17 protein-coding genes and 1 tRNA gene are annotated in these 13,255 nt (G+C 51.7%); 9 read left to right on the top strand and 9 right to left on the bottom strand.

The features are described 5' to 3' along the window. Positions 1-41: 41 nt before the first annotated feature. The 4 genes from HRQ87_RS08390 to HRQ87_RS08405 all read right to left on the bottom strand — a co-directional run bounded on the left by HRQ87_RS08390 (position 42) and on the right by HRQ87_RS08405 (position 3,731). Positions 42-118: transfer RNA gene (locus HRQ87_RS08390), tRNA-Arg, on the bottom strand. A gap of 47 nt (positions 119-165) precedes the next feature. Beyond that, the gene (locus tag HRQ87_RS08395; RefSeq protein ID WP_174137251.1) at positions 166-1,566 is read right to left on the bottom strand and encodes a sensor histidine kinase; all 1,401 of its coding nucleotides are present in this window, start codon (positions 1,564-1,566) and stop codon (positions 166-168) included. A 15-nt stretch (positions 1,567-1,581) separates the two neighbouring features. Further along, complete coding sequence (locus HRQ87_RS08400) at positions 1,582-2,997, bottom strand: dihydrolipoyl dehydrogenase family protein (RefSeq protein WP_174137254.1); 1,416 nt, start codon at positions 2,995-2,997, stop codon at positions 1,582-1,584. Positions 2,998-2,999: 2 nt separating this feature from the next. Then, positions 3,000-3,731, bottom strand: coding sequence for a TVP38/TMEM64 family protein (locus HRQ87_RS08405; RefSeq protein WP_174137256.1), 732 nt, complete (start codon positions 3,729-3,731; stop codon positions 3,000-3,002). A gap of 285 nt (positions 3,732-4,016) precedes the next feature. Here HRQ87_RS08405 and rpmH point away from each other — a divergent pair, with 285 nt between their 5' ends. Genes rpmH through yidD form a run of 3 tightly spaced genes read left to right on the top strand, consistent with a single transcriptional unit; the run spans position 4,017 to position 4,789 of the window. After that, on the top strand, positions 4,017-4,151 hold the full coding sequence (gene rpmH, locus HRQ87_RS08410) for a 50S ribosomal protein L34 (RefSeq protein ID WP_159806877.1): 135 nt from the start codon (positions 4,017-4,019) through the stop codon (positions 4,149-4,151). A 21-nt stretch (positions 4,152-4,172) separates the two neighbouring features. Further along, positions 4,173-4,568 (top strand): ribonuclease P protein component, encoded by a 396-nt coding sequence (rnpA, locus tag HRQ87_RS08415; RefSeq protein WP_174137257.1) that lies wholly within the window; start codon positions 4,173-4,175, stop codon positions 4,566-4,568. Further along, positions 4,565-4,789, top strand: a complete 225-nt coding sequence (gene yidD / locus HRQ87_RS08420; RefSeq protein ID WP_174137259.1) for a membrane protein insertion efficiency factor YidD — start codon at positions 4,565-4,567, stop codon at positions 4,787-4,789. The genes rnpA and yidD overlap by 4 nt, the downstream gene beginning before the upstream one ends. Positions 4,790-4,848: 59 nt before the next feature. Here the strand turns inward: yidD and HRQ87_RS08425 are convergent, their stop codons facing one another. From HRQ87_RS08425 to HRQ87_RS08440, 4 genes are all read right to left on the bottom strand, one after another. Then, positions 4,849-5,373 carry a hypothetical protein gene (locus HRQ87_RS08425; protein WP_174137261.1) on the bottom strand — a complete coding sequence of 175 codons (525 nt, stop codon included), beginning with the start codon at positions 5,371-5,373 and terminating at the stop codon, positions 4,849-4,851. Positions 5,374-5,501: 128 nt separating this feature from the next. Next, complete coding sequence (gene arsC, locus HRQ87_RS08430) at positions 5,502-5,924, bottom strand: arsenate reductase (glutaredoxin) (RefSeq protein ID WP_174137263.1); 423 nt, start codon at positions 5,922-5,924, stop codon at positions 5,502-5,504. Next, positions 5,921-6,598 carry an MIP/aquaporin family protein gene (locus tag HRQ87_RS08435; protein ID WP_174137265.1) on the bottom strand — a complete coding sequence of 226 codons (678 nt, stop codon included), beginning with the start codon at positions 6,596-6,598 and terminating at the stop codon, positions 5,921-5,923. Before HRQ87_RS08435 ends, arsC begins: the two co-directional genes overlap by 4 nt. Continuing rightward, positions 6,591-6,926, bottom strand: coding sequence for an ArsR/SmtB family transcription factor (locus HRQ87_RS08440; RefSeq protein ID WP_174137267.1), 336 nt, complete (start codon positions 6,924-6,926; stop codon positions 6,591-6,593). The genes HRQ87_RS08435 and HRQ87_RS08440 overlap by 8 nt, the downstream gene beginning before the upstream one ends. A gap of 187 nt (positions 6,927-7,113) precedes the next feature. On the opposite strand from HRQ87_RS08440, the gene rpsD reads away from it, so the two are divergent. The 4 genes from rpsD (at position 7,114) to HRQ87_RS08460 (ending at position 10,447) form a co-directional block, all read left to right on the top strand. Continuing rightward, positions 7,114-7,734, top strand: coding sequence for a 30S ribosomal protein S4 (gene rpsD, locus HRQ87_RS08445; RefSeq protein WP_174137269.1), 621 nt, complete (start codon positions 7,114-7,116; stop codon positions 7,732-7,734). A 108-nt stretch (positions 7,735-7,842) separates the two neighbouring features. Beyond that, entirely contained in the window at positions 7,843-8,928 is a 1,086-nt protein-coding gene (hisC, locus tag HRQ87_RS08450) for a histidinol-phosphate transaminase (protein ID WP_174137271.1), read from the top strand. Then, a complete protein-coding gene (locus HRQ87_RS08455; RefSeq protein ID WP_174137273.1) occupies positions 8,925-9,842 on the top strand; it encodes a prephenate/arogenate dehydrogenase family protein in 918 nt (305 codons plus the stop codon). Before hisC ends, HRQ87_RS08455 begins: the two co-directional genes overlap by 4 nt. Continuing rightward, positions 9,839-10,447, top strand: coding sequence for an extensin-like domain-containing protein (locus tag HRQ87_RS08460; protein ID WP_174137275.1), 609 nt, complete (start codon positions 9,839-9,841; stop codon positions 10,445-10,447). Before HRQ87_RS08455 ends, HRQ87_RS08460 begins: the two co-directional genes overlap by 4 nt. A 1-nt stretch (position 10,448) precedes the next feature. On the opposite strand, the gene HRQ87_RS08465 is transcribed toward HRQ87_RS08460, so the two are convergent. After that, positions 10,449-11,447, bottom strand: a complete 999-nt coding sequence (locus HRQ87_RS08465; RefSeq protein ID WP_174137277.1) for a DUF2125 domain-containing protein — start codon at positions 11,445-11,447, stop codon at positions 10,449-10,451. 65 nt (positions 11,448-11,512) lie between these two features. On the opposite strand from HRQ87_RS08465, the gene HRQ87_RS08470 reads away from it, so the two are divergent. Then, complete coding sequence (locus tag HRQ87_RS08470) at positions 11,513-12,043, top strand: gamma-glutamylcyclotransferase (protein WP_174137279.1); 531 nt, start codon at positions 11,513-11,515, stop codon at positions 12,041-12,043. A gap of 71 nt (positions 12,044-12,114) precedes the next feature. Beyond that, on the top strand, positions 12,115-13,254 hold the full coding sequence (locus HRQ87_RS08475) for a biopolymer transporter ExbB (RefSeq protein ID WP_174137281.1): 1,140 nt from the start codon (positions 12,115-12,117) through the stop codon (positions 13,252-13,254). The last annotated feature ends 1 nt before the right edge of the window (position 13,255 follow it).

The following is a 13,255-nucleotide window of genomic DNA, read 5'->3' on the forward strand; positions in this document are numbered from 1 at the left end:
ATGCAAAGGTCAAAGTCATATGACGTTCGACAGTTTAGAAATGGCGCGCTGGGGAGGATTCGAACCCCCGACCCCTTGATTCGTAGTCAAGTACTCTATCCAACTGAGCTACCAGCGCGTCGGGGCGTTAGTTAGAGGCACATTGCATCTATTGCAAGCCCGAAATCACTGTGCTGCTGCATCAAAGACGATTTCTGACTTGGGAAGGCAAATAGCGAAGGTTGTTCCAGTTTCACTGGTATCGGAAAGTTCAAGCGTGCCACCATGGCCGCGGATCAGTTCTTGTGCAATGGCCAAACCAAGTCCAGAACCGCCTTTGCGCGTGCCGCCCTGAAATGGTTTGAACAAATGTTCACGGGCTTTTGGCGGCAGTCCTGGGCCTGTATCGGTGACTTTAATCCACCATGCATCACTGTCATCGGTTGCACTGATGCAGATTTCTCCCGACTTACCTGTCGCCAAAATAGCTTGCCGGGCGTTTCTGGTAAGGTTCGATAGAACGCGATACAACTGTTCAGGGTCTGCACGAACAGAAAGACCTGCGGGGATGTCTTCAGAGAACTTAAGATCATAGTCTTTGACTGCCAGACGTTCGCTGTCGATGACATCATCCACCACCTGCATCAACGGAATACGGGTCAGACGGGGGGCGGGCTCTTCGACACGGCCGAAGGCAAGCGTCGACTCGCACAGATGCACGGCCCGGGTAATCGAATTCACCAGTTTTGGAGCCATGCGGCGCACTGTGGGGTCTTCGCTCGCATCGATACGATCGGTAAACAGCTGTGCAGATGTCAGGATATTACGTAAATCATGGCTGACTTTGGCCACAGCTTCGCCAAGTTGTGCAAGGCGTTCCTTTTGTTTTAGCGCACTGGTCAATTGTGTCTGCATGCTTTGCAGGGTTTCTTCCGCCTCGCGCAATTCTGTCACGCCTGCTGTTGGGGTGATGATCCGGCGGGCGTCCTCTGGGGCGGCCGCATAGTTTTTCATATGACCAACAACGCTGCGGATCGGACGTACCAGAAACCGACGCACAGCCAGAAACAGCAAGATTGCGGTGAAAATAGAAATCACAGCTGACAGGATCAGAATGCGCACGCCATAATCGATCATGGCCGCGCGCAGTTGTGATGTTTCCATCGTGACTTCGATCATCAGGCCAGCGTCACGCACCGGGTTGCCCATCACGCGGATCACTCGGTCTTCTGTGTCGATCAAACGGGCCATCGCATCGCTAATCAGTTCAAGTGCGGGCGGATCACGTAAGTCAAAGCTGGCGTGGATTGGGGATGGAATTTCGGATGATAGGATCAACTGGCGAATTTCATCGCGACGCAGGACGACGTTCAATACGTCGGCATTGGTCAGCAACTCTTGTTCCAGATCGTCGCTGATCATATCTTCGGCCAGCAAGGCGAGCGACGCAATCTGTGCCCGTTCCAGCCGGTCCAACAGATAATCATGCCGGAACCGCGCGATTGAGGGGACAAAGATCAACACCTCGGCCAACATCACGAAGACCGTGGTCAAGATCAGAAACCGACCCGAGAGCGAGTTGATCATGTCCTCTCCTTTAACTCAGGGTAGAACGCGTTGTACGAAGCGAACCACCCGTTTGACAAGCGCACTGTCAAACAACTTAGGGCTAAAATAGGCACTCGCAGCGCGTTTGTTAATCTCGCCTATCGTCGGATAGGGCAAAACAGTGTTGGCAATCGCGCTCATCTTTAAATTATTCGCAATAGCCATGGCCCACATCCCGATCATTTCACCCGCCATGGCACCTGCGATTGAGGCCCCGACAGGCCGACCCTTGACCACCATGACCTTGATCAGACCGGTGGTCTTGCCTTCTGCAATGGCACGGTCGTTGTGTTCATATTCGAACCGTACAACGTCCAGCTTGGCTCCATGTTTCGTGCGCGCCTCGGCCTCGGTCAGGCCGACCTGCGCCAGTTCGGGGTCGGTATAGGTGGCCCAGGGAATATGGCTGGTCTTGGCTTTGGACGGCAGGCCGAACAGGATCGACCGGATGATGACGCCCGCATGATAACCCGCCACATGGGTGAACTGCAGCCCACCGGCTGCGTCACCGATAGCATAAATTTTCTTGTTCGACGACCGCAGATCATCGCCCACCTTCACACCGCGGCGTTCATAGTCGACACCGGCGGCTTCCAGGTTCAGCTTGTCCACATTCACCTTGCGGCCCACGGCCATCAGCAGGTGTGACCCGGTAAAGCTGCCCTTGGGCGTTTCAACCGTGATCTGATCGCCGCTTTGGCTGATCTTTTCGGCCTTCGCGCCTTCGACGATCTCAATCCCTTCGGCTTTCAGCTTTTCCAGCACAATGGCAGCCAGTTCGGGGTCATCCTTGCCCATCGCCTGCGCGCCCTCGATCACGGTGACCTTGCTGCCCAGACGGATGTGGGCCTGGGCCATTTCCATCCCGATGGGGCCGCCGCCAATGATCAGCAGGTGATTGGGGCGTTCGCGCAGATCAAAGATGTTTTCATTGGTGTAATAGGTGACATCTTCAACCCCTGGAATGGGTGGCACGAGGGGACCAGATCCGGTCGCAATGACGAACCGGCGTGCTTCGATCACGGTATCACCAGCCTGCACTTCGGTCGGACTGATAAAAGACCCGTATTCGCGGATCACATTAATACCGAAGCCTTCGAACCGTTCCTGGCTGTCGACGGGGGCGATGGTTTCAATAACCTTGTGAACATGATCTTTGGCGGCAGCATAATCTACAGTCGGCTCAACGGGCATCACACCGTAAGGTTTGCCGGTTTCCATCGCATGGGCCTGCTTGGCCGCGGCGATCAGTGCCTTGGACGGCACACAACCATAGTTCAGGCAATCACCACCCATTTTGTGCCCCTCCAGCAGAACAACATCTGCCCCCATCTGGCTGGCCCCCGCCGCAACAGACAGCCCACCTGATCCAGCGCCAATGATACAGATATCTGTTTTAATGCGTGTCATGATTACAGGCCTTTCTTGCCGCGAATGGCTTTCAACGCGATGGGCAAAGCAGCCAATACGCAAAGACCAAGGATCGGAAGCAGAATATGAGGTTCAAAGATAATACCGAAATTGGGTGTTTCACCGCGTTCAAACACTTCGCCAAGACCGGCCCCAACAGATGTATAGACGACGGCCCCCGGAATGATCCCGATAAAGGTCGAAATCACGAAGCGCGACAGCGGCACACCGACCAGCGCTGGCACCAGATTGGCGACAAAGAAGGGCACGGCAGGCACCAGCCGGATCAGAAACAGCATTGACCATTGGTTTTCGTCGATCCCGTCCTTGATCTTTTTCACCGCACCGTCCGAACTGTTCATCTTGGCGGCCAGTTTGTCGCCCAGACCCCACTGCGCGGCCAGAAAGATGATCGTGGCCCCGATGGTGGCAGCGGTAATGTTGAACAGCGCGCCGGGGAAGGTCGCAAACAGGAACCCGCCGGTCAGCGTGGCAATCGTGGCACCGGGCAGTGAAAAGGCGACGATCACGACGTAGATCAGAATAAAGACCAGCACCGTCAGCAGATAGTTATTGTCACGAAAGGCAATCAGCGCCTCGCGGTTATCGCTGAGCGTCTCAAAGCTAAGGTATTCACGCAAAGTAAAGAAACCGATCACTGCAACGATCAAGATTGCGATCAATGGCAATCGCTTTGCCAGCGCACCTTTTTCGGGTTTGGCCGTATCATTCATATCAAAGTGCCTTTCTATGCCGTGTTGAGCATTACATGCCGTTTGCAGCACATTTGCGTAAGGGGCATCACGGCGCATTGATCGGTTGACGCACTATGTTTCAGAATTGAAGCATTTTACCCAATGCCTGAAACATTTCCCTGTGTCATCGGTGTGGTTTGTTGCAGAAAACCTGCCCTAATGCGATTGACAGGGGCGGGTTGTCCTTCTAAACGCAGGGCTTCGAATGACATTGGCCCTCGAATCCATCTGATGCGGTTTGGGCTATTAAATGGAGACGGAGCGATGAAACGCACCTTTCAACCTTCTAACCTGGTTCGCAAACGCCGCCACGGTTTTCGCGCGCGTATGGCGACAAAAGCCGGACGCAAAATCCTGAACGCGCGCCGCGCAAAAGGCCGCAAGTCGCTTAGCGCTTGATCTGCGACTGCGGGGTCCCTGATGACTTCGCCTGATACTTGTGACGCAACCGCCGGGGCTGAACCGCCCGCGGCGGTTTCTGATTGTGTGCAGGTTCTTAAAAAACGATCCGATTTTTTGTTGGCCGCACGCGCACGGCGCCAAGGGACCAAAGGTCTGATGCTGCAAGGTCGCAACCGTGCGGATAAAGACGCGCTGATCCGTGTGGGTTTTACCTGTTCCAAAAAAGTGGGCAACGCTGTCAAACGCAACCGCGCTAAAAGACGTCTGCGCGAAGTGGCGCGGCTTGTTCTGCCTGATCATGGGCAGCCCGGTTGGGACTATGTACTGATCGGCAGGGCTGAAGCCACAGACGACCGCGATTTTGAAAAACTGCAAAGCGATCTTATCTATGCACTGAAACAGGTGCATAAATGACCCCACTTGCCCATATCGCCGCCCTGCCCGTCCGGGCCTATCGTTTGATTTTCAGCCCGTGGGTTGGATTTAATTGCCGGTATCATCCGACCTGTTCCGCCTATGCGCTTGAGGCCCTTGAAAAGCACGGCGCCCTGAAAGGCAGCTGGCTGGCATTACGGCGCATACTGCGATGCCACCCGTTCGGTGGTTCAGGTATAGATAATGTGCCGGATAAATAGCGTTAAAAAGAATTGTTTCGCTAGATTTGAATGCCGAACCGGTTAGAAATATTACCATCTTATTGATCTATTAAAGTAAACTTCCTGCCAGTTTTCTCTTTTATATTAGTCGCTAGCGCCAGAGGATCAGCATCTGTATTTATCTCGATAAAACCATCATGGCTTATGAAGGCACTTACCTTTGCATCCTTTGGATAGATGTACGCGTCCCAACCAAACAACATCGCCATATGATAAAGTGTGATCGCTTCTTTCATCTCTGATCTGTGCCAAACAAACATTGTGCCGTCTTCAGGCTGTACGACTTTAGCGCCGGTTATTGACTTAAATGCTGTTTTGATAAGGTATTCATCCCGACCAGAAGGCCAGAGATACATATTATCCAAAGTGACTAACGTCGTTGCTTTCTCATTACCAAAATCTGCTAGATACTTCGCTAATATCAATGCTGAACTTGTATGAGTTTCTGTCTCAAAATGATACCAAAGCGTAGTTTTTCCCGGCATCTGTTCTGAATCAAGTATATAGGAATACCCATGCGCCGAAAGAAAACTTACCTGTTCGTTTTTGCTACCAAAATCCATTTATTCTTCCAAAGTCGGCTTTTAGATTTTAAAATCACGGTAACCGTAAAATGAAACGCTCAAAATCTAAATGTGATGTTTCTTTTAGAAACAGTACAAATAAACCAAAGTGGGTAAGTTTGCATGTATCAACTGACACGCTGCCCGTTTCTATCAATCAGCAATGTACCATCCTCTTTAGACATTGGGCCCGGCGGCAATTGATCCAGCAAATCAAGCACAGCTTCACTTGGTCTACAAAGCCGCACACCTTTGGCGGAACAAACAATTGGGCGATTGACCAAAATCGGATGTTCCAGCATCGCATCCAAAAGAGCACCATCTGATACAGACGGGTCCAATAATCCCAGATCTTCAGCAGGGGACTTACTGGTGCGCAAAGCCGCACGCGGTGTTAAATCGGCAGAAGCAAACAGTGCCTGAAGCTGCGGGCGGGTCCATCCTGTTTTAAGATATTCGATCACAATCGGATCAGCCCCAGATGCCCGAATGATTTCAAGAACATTCCGGGATGTACCGCAGTCCGGATTATGGTGAATGACAATGCTCATGCTATTTCCCTGTCCTGAACCGATGATCGCAAGAGCCAGTGCATAAGCAAAAACGCGATCCCTGCACCGATCAACTGTGCCAAAATAAAGGCTGGCACATCTATTGGTCTGATCCCGGCAAAGGTGTCCGATACCCCCCGCGCAATTGCGACGGCAGGATTGGCAAAGGATGTTGAAGCGGTGAACCAATACGCCGCTGTAATATAAAGACCAACCAGCCATGGCACCGCATCAATGCGAAACCTGATCCCAGCAAAGATCGTTGCAACCAGCCCAAACGTCGCCACGATTTCCGCAATCCACTGCCCAGTACCTGTGCGCACCGTTTGTGATAATTGCAAAATCGGCAATTCGAACATGACATGCGCAATCAGACTGCCCAGAATACCGCCAGCAATCTGCGCCACGATATAAAGCCCGCTTTCACTGACTTTAATGTCACCCCGTAAGGCAAAAGCAAAGGTGACTGCAGGATTGAAATGCGCCCCGGAAATCGGGCCAAGTATCGTGATCAACACGACCAGAATCGCCCCGGTTGGTATCGTGTTTCCCAATAAGGCCAGTGCGACATCATCTGTCAGTTTATCGGCCATCACGCCAGACCCAACCACTGTGCCAACTAACAAAGCGGTTCCCATAAATTCAGCCACCAACCGGCGCGGTAGGTTAAACATGATCCATCCCTAATGTGCGCACAAGTGGCTGACATAAATCCGGCCTGCTCCCACAACAATCTTGTAATAGAAATGTCAGCAAATCCTGCATGCCCTTTATATTTGCGAAATACCGGATGGCGCGCCCATGGCGTTCATTCCTGACCAATCCCGCTTGCAACAAAATTGCCAAATTGGCTGACATCGTGTTTTGTTTGACCTCAAGAGCCGTGCCAATTTCGCCAGACAGCATTCCATTTTCGCCAGCCTTGACCAGCAATCGAAAGACATCCAGTCGCATGGGCTGGGAAAGGGCAGAAAATGCCTCGGTTGCGGTTTTTATATCCATACTTCATGATATTTTGAAATATGGAGTACTTGTCAAGAAAACTTACAGCATTGACAGCTGGAAACAGCATTGTATAAGCGCGACTTAATTTGGTGTTGGTGGCCCCTGCAAAGGGATGCCTGTCGGCGGAACTCTAGCGGTTCTTGCAAAGGACAACGCCCTTCGTAACGCAAGAAGGAGACCAGCCGTGACAAAACGCACGTCTGCCAAGTACAAAATTGATCGCCGCATGGGCGAAAACATTTGGGGTCGTCCCAAATCGCCAGTTAATCGTCGTGAATATGGCCCCGGTCAGCACGGTCAGCGCCGTAAAGGCAAACTGTCTGACTTTGGTCTGCAGTTGCGCGCCAAACAAAAGCTGAAAGGCTATTATGGCGATCTGACTGAAAAACAATTCCGCCGCATCTTCCGCGAAGCTGAGCGTGTCAAAGGTGATACAGGTGAAAACCTGATCGGTTTGTTGGAACGTCGTTTGGATGCTTTGGTTTATCGTGCGAAATTCGTACCGACCATCTTTTCCGCTCGTCAGTTTGTGAACCATGGGCATGTCAAAGTGAACGGCCAAAAGGTAAATATCCCATCTTATCGCGTGAAAGAAGGCGACCTGATCGAAGTGCGTGATCGTTCCAAGCAGCTTGCTGTCGTGATTGAGGCCGCTCAGCTGCCCGAACGTGATGTCCCGGATTATCTGGAAGTCGACCATTCGAAGATGACTGCAACATTTGTTCGCACACCGGGTCTGGGTGACGTGCCTTATCCAGTGATGATGGAACCGAACCTCGTCATCGAATATTACGCGCAGAACTAAAACTTTCTGCATTTCGTAAAAAAGGCCGTGACGGGAAACCGCCGCGGCCTTTTTCTGTCTCGCCATGGCATCAATCCACCGCTAGTAATGATCGACGGAGGCACGTTTATGACACAGATCACACCACAACCCGGCATTATGGGCATTCAATTGTATCAAGGCGGTGCAAGCCATGTGGACGGCGTGTCAAATGTGCTGAAGCTGTCCTCGAACGAAAATCCATTCGGACCGTCAAATGCCGCAATGGAAGCCTATCGTCGTGAAGCGTTCCATTTACACAGGTATCCATCGACGGATCACAAATCACTTCGTGCTGCCATTGGCGATATACACGGGCTTGATCCAGATCGCGTGATCTGTGGCGTCGGATCGGATGAGATTATTACTTTTCTATGTCAGGCCTTCGCAGGTCCGGGCGATGAAGTGATCCACACGGAACACGGCTTTGCGATGTACCGAATATCGGCATTGGCAGCAGGCGCAACACCGGTTGAAGTTCTTGAGCGTGAACGCACCACGGACGTCGATGCCATTCTGAATGGCTGCACCGAAAAGACCAAACTTGTGTTTATCGCCAACCCGAATAATCCGACGGGTACCATGATTGGCGGAAATGAAATCGCGCGGCTGGCTGACGGTCTGCCAGATGGCGCATTGTTGGTCTTGGATGGCGCATATGCGGAATACGTTGATGGATACGATGGCGGCGCATCTTTGATCGACACATGCGACAATGTCTTTATGACACGTACATTTTCCAAACTATACGGTCTTGGCGGTCTTCGCGTTGGTTGGGGATATGGCAGCCAACAGGTCATCGATATCCTGAACCGCATCCGCGGGCCATTCAACCTGTCGATAGCTGCCCTTGCCGCGGCCGAGGCTGCTATTGGTGACACAGATTATGTCGAAAAATGCCGCACTGAGAACACCCGCTGGCGCGCATGGCTGGCCGAGGCCTTGGCCGAACTCGGCGTGCCGTCTGATACATCAACTGCAAATTTCATTCTGGCGCGTTTCAGCTCAAGAACAGAAGCGAATTCTTGCGATGAGTTTTTAAAAAAGCAGGGCATCATCGTGCGGCGTGTCGCAGGATATAATCTGCCAAATTGCCTGCGTATCACGGTCGGTGACGAAGCAGGCTGTCGGCGTGTTGCACATGCAGTCAAACAGTTCAAAGAACAAACGCAATGAGCGTGATTTACAACCGCGTTGCCCTGATCGGATTGGGCTTGATTGCATCATCAATGTTCTGGGCCATCAAACGCGCCGGGCTGGCGAACGAGGTCACTGGCTTTTCCCGATCCGCCAAAACACGCGATACAGCGCGCGAAATTGGCCTGTGTGATCGTGTCTGCAATAATCTGACGGATGCTGTTATCGATGCTGATCTGATCGTGCTATGCGTTCCAGTCGGTGCGATGGAAGATGTTGCAATGCAGATCGCGCCTGGCCTTAAATCTGGCGCAACAGTCAGTGATGTAGGATCAGTCAAACGCGCTGTCATTGATGCTGTTGCCCCGCATCTGCCTGATGATGTGCACTTTATTCCGGCCCATCCTTTGGCAGGCACAGAACAATCCGGTCCCACGTCAGGCTTTGCCGAACTGTTTGATAATCGCTGGTGCCTGCTGGTGCCCTTGGAAGACACCGACCCGGCACAAGTTGATCGGCTAGCAGATTTCTGGCACGGCCTTGGCAGCAACGTCGAATGCATGGAGCCAGATCACCACGATCTGGTTTTGGCTGTTACAAGCCACACGCCGCACCTGATCGCCTATACTATGGTTGGCGTGGCAGATGACCTGCGCCGCGTAACAGACAGCGAAGTTGTCAAATACTCTGCAGCGGGTTTTCGCGACTTTACGCGCATCGCGGCATCTGACCCTACCATGTGGCGGGATGTTTTTCTAAACAACAAGGATGCGACACTGGAAATCCTTGGTCGGTTCACGGAAGAACTTTTTGCGCTGCAACGCGCCATTCGCAAAGGTGATGGCAAAGAACTGCATGATTACTTTACCCGCACACGCGCCATTCGTCGCGGCATTATCGAAGCAGGTCAGGACACAGATGCACCTAATTTTGGCCGAGGACCGAAAAAATGAATATTGAGGTCACTATTATATCAGCGTTGTGTGTTTCGGTTTTAAGCGGATGCGGCCCAATGGAAAGTGACGATGTCGCACGCGGATCGCTATGTGGCATCAAAGGCATCCAAGGGGATCGTATTGATCCGATTGTCGGAACGCTGGATGGGTGTGGTGTGTCAAATCCTGTGCAAGTCACTGAAATCGCAGGTGTTCAGTTAAGCCAGGGCGCAATAATGGAATGTGATACGGCCCGCGCACTGCACACATGGGTGACCAAGAGCGCAAAACCTGCGGTTGGACGACGCGGTGGTGGGTTAGACAGCCTGCGCGTCGCCGCCCATTATGCCTGCCGCAGTCGCAACAGCCAAAGTGGTGCCAAAATCTCGGAACATGGCAAAGGACGGGCGATTGATATCTCGGCGTTTGTTTTGCAAAACGGGGAAGAAATCACCGTTCAAGATGGTTGGACATCCCCGGAGTATCGTAAAATCCTGCGCGAAATGCATCAGTCTGCTTGTGGTCCCTTTGGTACCGTACTTGGCCCCGAAAGTGACCGTTTTCATCAAGATCACTTTCATTTCGACACGGCTGATTATCGTTCAGGCCCATATTGTCGTTAGTTTAGCGAATGCGGATACGCGGTGCCGGACCTATAGGAACTGGCCCAAACAGAATATTACCGTTTTGAAACGATAATGGCACATCCAGCGTATTCGGGTTGCCCGATAACCCTGCAAGAAGTTCCAGCGCATTTTCAACAGTTGGCGCGATGTCGTCAGGCACAAAACCAGCTTGCACCGCGATGCCAAGAATATCCCGCCAGTTTCGCGCCTTTACGTCAATGCGCCCCTGTGGAATGCCCTGTGTATCTATGGTCAACTGACCCGTTGCTAAAAGCTCTAGCTCGCCCCAATTGGCACGTATCAGATCAAGATCAATCGAGGTGGGTTGGGGGCGGGCCTGTTCAATCGCGAACCGGTTCCATGCGGCATCAAAACCCACCGTCATATCCAGCTGCATGGTTTCAATCTGCTCTGGCAAAAAACCCGCAGGATCAAGTTGACGACGCAGTGCCCGGTCCATCACCAAACCCTGCAAATCTGCGTCAACATGATGACCAAAGGGAACAGCATCAGATTGGGTGGTCATAAATTGCCCAGTGTCGAATCGACTGGTCCAGCCTTTCGATGATGTTACTCGCAAATTGGCAATGGCAAGTGATGATGTGTCCAATGCCAAGCTGGTATTTGGAACAAACCCGACACTTGCCACCATATCGTCCGATGTAAGGGTCAGTTTTTCGTCGGGTGATGCAAGCATCTGCTGATCTGCGAAAATAGCTGTAATATAGCTTGGGCTATAACTTTGCGCCTGAACTTCAAACACAGGCGCTGTCCAAGCCAAACCGGTGTCAGGATCAGCCAACTGCACACCGGTCATGGTCGTTTCAAACGTGAACGGAAATCCAGTAACGTTTACATCCGCATCAGCAACCCAGTTTTCTGACCGGCGATCTGCAAGCCATGTCTTTGCCCCGGTCTCAAGCCCTGTTGCAGCCGCAAACCAGTAACCACTGTAAATACAGCCAAGCACGATACAAAAAATAACCAGCTTACGCATCGGTCTCCCTTTCCGAAGCGACCTGTTTGATGTTTATAGATGGAAAACAGGAAGGACCAGATCATATGACGCTTTGGGTCTTTGGCTATGGATCACTGATATGGAATCCTGGCTTTGATGTCGAAGAACGGATTATTGCAACACTTCACGGCTATTCCCGGTCTTTTTGCATGAAATCCATTCACCATCGCGGAACTCCGCAAGATCCAGGTCTGGTTCTGGCATTGGATGAAAATACCGAAACGTTTTGCGAAGGTCTGGCCCTAAGGGTGCCAGATCAACAGACCACTGCAACATTGCACTATTTACGTGAACGCGAACTGGTGTCATCTGCCTATCTGGAAAAGACATTGCCCGTGCATCTTGCAGATGGCCGTCAGGTACAGGCTGTCAGCTATGTGATTGATGCCGATCATACACAATATTGCGGAAGTCTTGATTTGGAAGAACAAGCACAAATTATTGCTAATGCAACCGGGGGGCGTGGCCCCAATACAGAATACCTGTTTAATACGGCAGAACACTTGCAGGAACTGGGGATTGTAGACAACAATTTAAACTGGTTGTCGGAACGGGTCAGGTCAATCGTCCAATAAGACTTGGCGAACTGCACAGGCTGGCGTAGGTTATGTATAAAGAAAACAAGATAGTGTCAGGATAAGTCCAAATGGACATCACCGACCGAGAGGCCGAGCCGTTCTTCTCGCAACCCATCCGCCAGATCGTTTTGATGCTGGTGTCCCTTGCACTAGTGAGCGGCGGTGCCTATCTGGCCTATCCCAGTGTGGCGCCCGTCTTTCTGGCAAATCCATATCTGAATGGATTTATCTTTTTGGTCTTCGTCATTGGTGTTTTAGCCTGTTTCTGGCAGGTGCTTCAGCTGATTTCGTCCGTTGCCTGGATCGAAGGATTTGCCGCCAATCGTAGTGGACATGAATTAACCACACCACCACAACTTCTGGCCCCATTGGCCGCTATGATGCGGTCACGGGGTGCGAACATGAAAGTGTCCGCATCGTCTACCCGATCAATTCTTGATTCCGTTGCAACGCGCATTGACGAAGCACGTGAAATCACGCGCTATATTGTCAATCTGCTGATTTTTCTTGGCCTTCTTGGCACGTTTTATGGCCTTGCCACGACTGTCCCTGCCCTTGTGGACACAATCCGGTCCCTTGCGCCTCAGGATGGTGAAGGTGGCGTTCAGATCTTTTCACGACTGATGGGCGGGCTTGAAGCCCAGTTGGGCGGCATGGGCGTGGCTTTCGCATCATCCCTTTTGGGATTAGCCGGATCGCTGGTCGTGGGCCTTTTGGAACTTTTCGCAGGTCACGGCCAAAACCGATTTTACCGCGAGTTAGAAGAATGGTTGTCCACGTTCACCCGCCTTGGCTTTTCCGCAGGCGACGGCGACAGCAGCGCTGAACAGAACTTTATGGCTGGTGTATTGGATACAATGGCCGAACAAATGGAAAACATGCAACTGATGTTCACCGAAGCGACAGAAAGCCGTGTGGATGTCGATGAAAAACTGGGCAAGATGACACAGGCGGTCGAAGTTCTGGCCAGCCAGATGGAAGGCGACAGTCTGGTCAAGGCAGCCCTTTTGGCAAAGCTGGAAGAAGGTGCAACCGGCGACGGATTAGACAATGAAGCACGCCTGCATTTGCGGTCCATTGATGTCCAAATGTTGAAAATTCTTGAAGAATTATCCGCAGGCCGTCAGGAATCTGTGATAGATTTGCGCAACGATATTGCGACTTTGACCCAAACCATTCGTAAGGCTGCCAAGATGGATCAGGCTTAAA

Source organism: Parasulfitobacter algicola (assembly GCF_013315265.1).
Classification (GTDB): Bacteria; Pseudomonadota; Alphaproteobacteria; order Rhodobacterales; family Rhodobacteraceae; genus Parasulfitobacter; species Parasulfitobacter algicola.

Bases quoted from the DNA above. Each gene is read 5' to 3' on its own strand.
- HRQ87_RS08465 (WP_174137277.1), bottom strand. From the start codon at position 11,447: ATGCGTAAGCTGGTTATTTTTTGTATCGTGCTTGGCTGTATTTACAGT.
- HRQ87_RS08475 (WP_174137281.1), top strand. From the start codon at position 12,115: ATGGACATCACCGACCGAGAGGCCGAGCCGTTCTTCTCGCAACCCATC.
- HRQ87_RS08440 (WP_174137267.1), bottom strand. From the start codon at position 6,926: ATGGATATAAAAACCGCAACCGAGGCATTTTCTGCCCTTTCCCAGCCC.
- hisC (WP_174137271.1), top strand. From the start codon at position 7,843: ATGACACAGATCACACCACAACCCGGCATTATGGGCATTCAATTGTAT.
- rnpA (WP_174137257.1), top strand. From the start codon at position 4,173: ATGACTTCGCCTGATACTTGTGACGCAACCGCCGGGGCTGAACCGCCC.
- yidD (WP_174137259.1), top strand. From the start codon at position 4,565: ATGACCCCACTTGCCCATATCGCCGCCCTGCCCGTCCGGGCCTATCGT.
- HRQ87_RS08395 (WP_174137251.1), bottom strand. From the start codon at position 1,566: ATGATCAACTCGCTCTCGGGTCGGTTTCTGATCTTGACCACGGTCTTC.
- HRQ87_RS08435 (WP_174137265.1), bottom strand. From the start codon at position 6,598: ATGTTTAACCTACCGCGCCGGTTGGTGGCTGAATTTATGGGAACCGCT.
- HRQ87_RS08405 (WP_174137256.1), bottom strand. From the start codon at position 3,731: ATGAATGATACGGCCAAACCCGAAAAAGGTGCGCTGGCAAAGCGATTG.
- HRQ87_RS08460 (WP_174137275.1), top strand. From the start codon at position 9,839: ATGAATATTGAGGTCACTATTATATCAGCGTTGTGTGTTTCGGTTTTA.
- HRQ87_RS08425 (WP_174137261.1), bottom strand. From the start codon at position 5,373: ATGGATTTTGGTAGCAAAAACGAACAGGTAAGTTTTCTTTCGGCGCAT.
- HRQ87_RS08455 (WP_174137273.1), top strand. From the start codon at position 8,925: ATGAGCGTGATTTACAACCGCGTTGCCCTGATCGGATTGGGCTTGATT.
- HRQ87_RS08470 (WP_174137279.1), top strand. From the start codon at position 11,513: ATGACGCTTTGGGTCTTTGGCTATGGATCACTGATATGGAATCCTGGC.
- HRQ87_RS08400 (WP_174137254.1), bottom strand. From the start codon at position 2,997: ATGACACGCATTAAAACAGATATCTGTATCATTGGCGCTGGATCAGGT.
- arsC (WP_174137263.1), bottom strand. From the start codon at position 5,924: ATGAGCATTGTCATTCACCATAATCCGGACTGCGGTACATCCCGGAAT.
- rpmH (WP_159806877.1), top strand. From the start codon at position 4,017: ATGAAACGCACCTTTCAACCTTCTAACCTGGTTCGCAAACGCCGCCAC.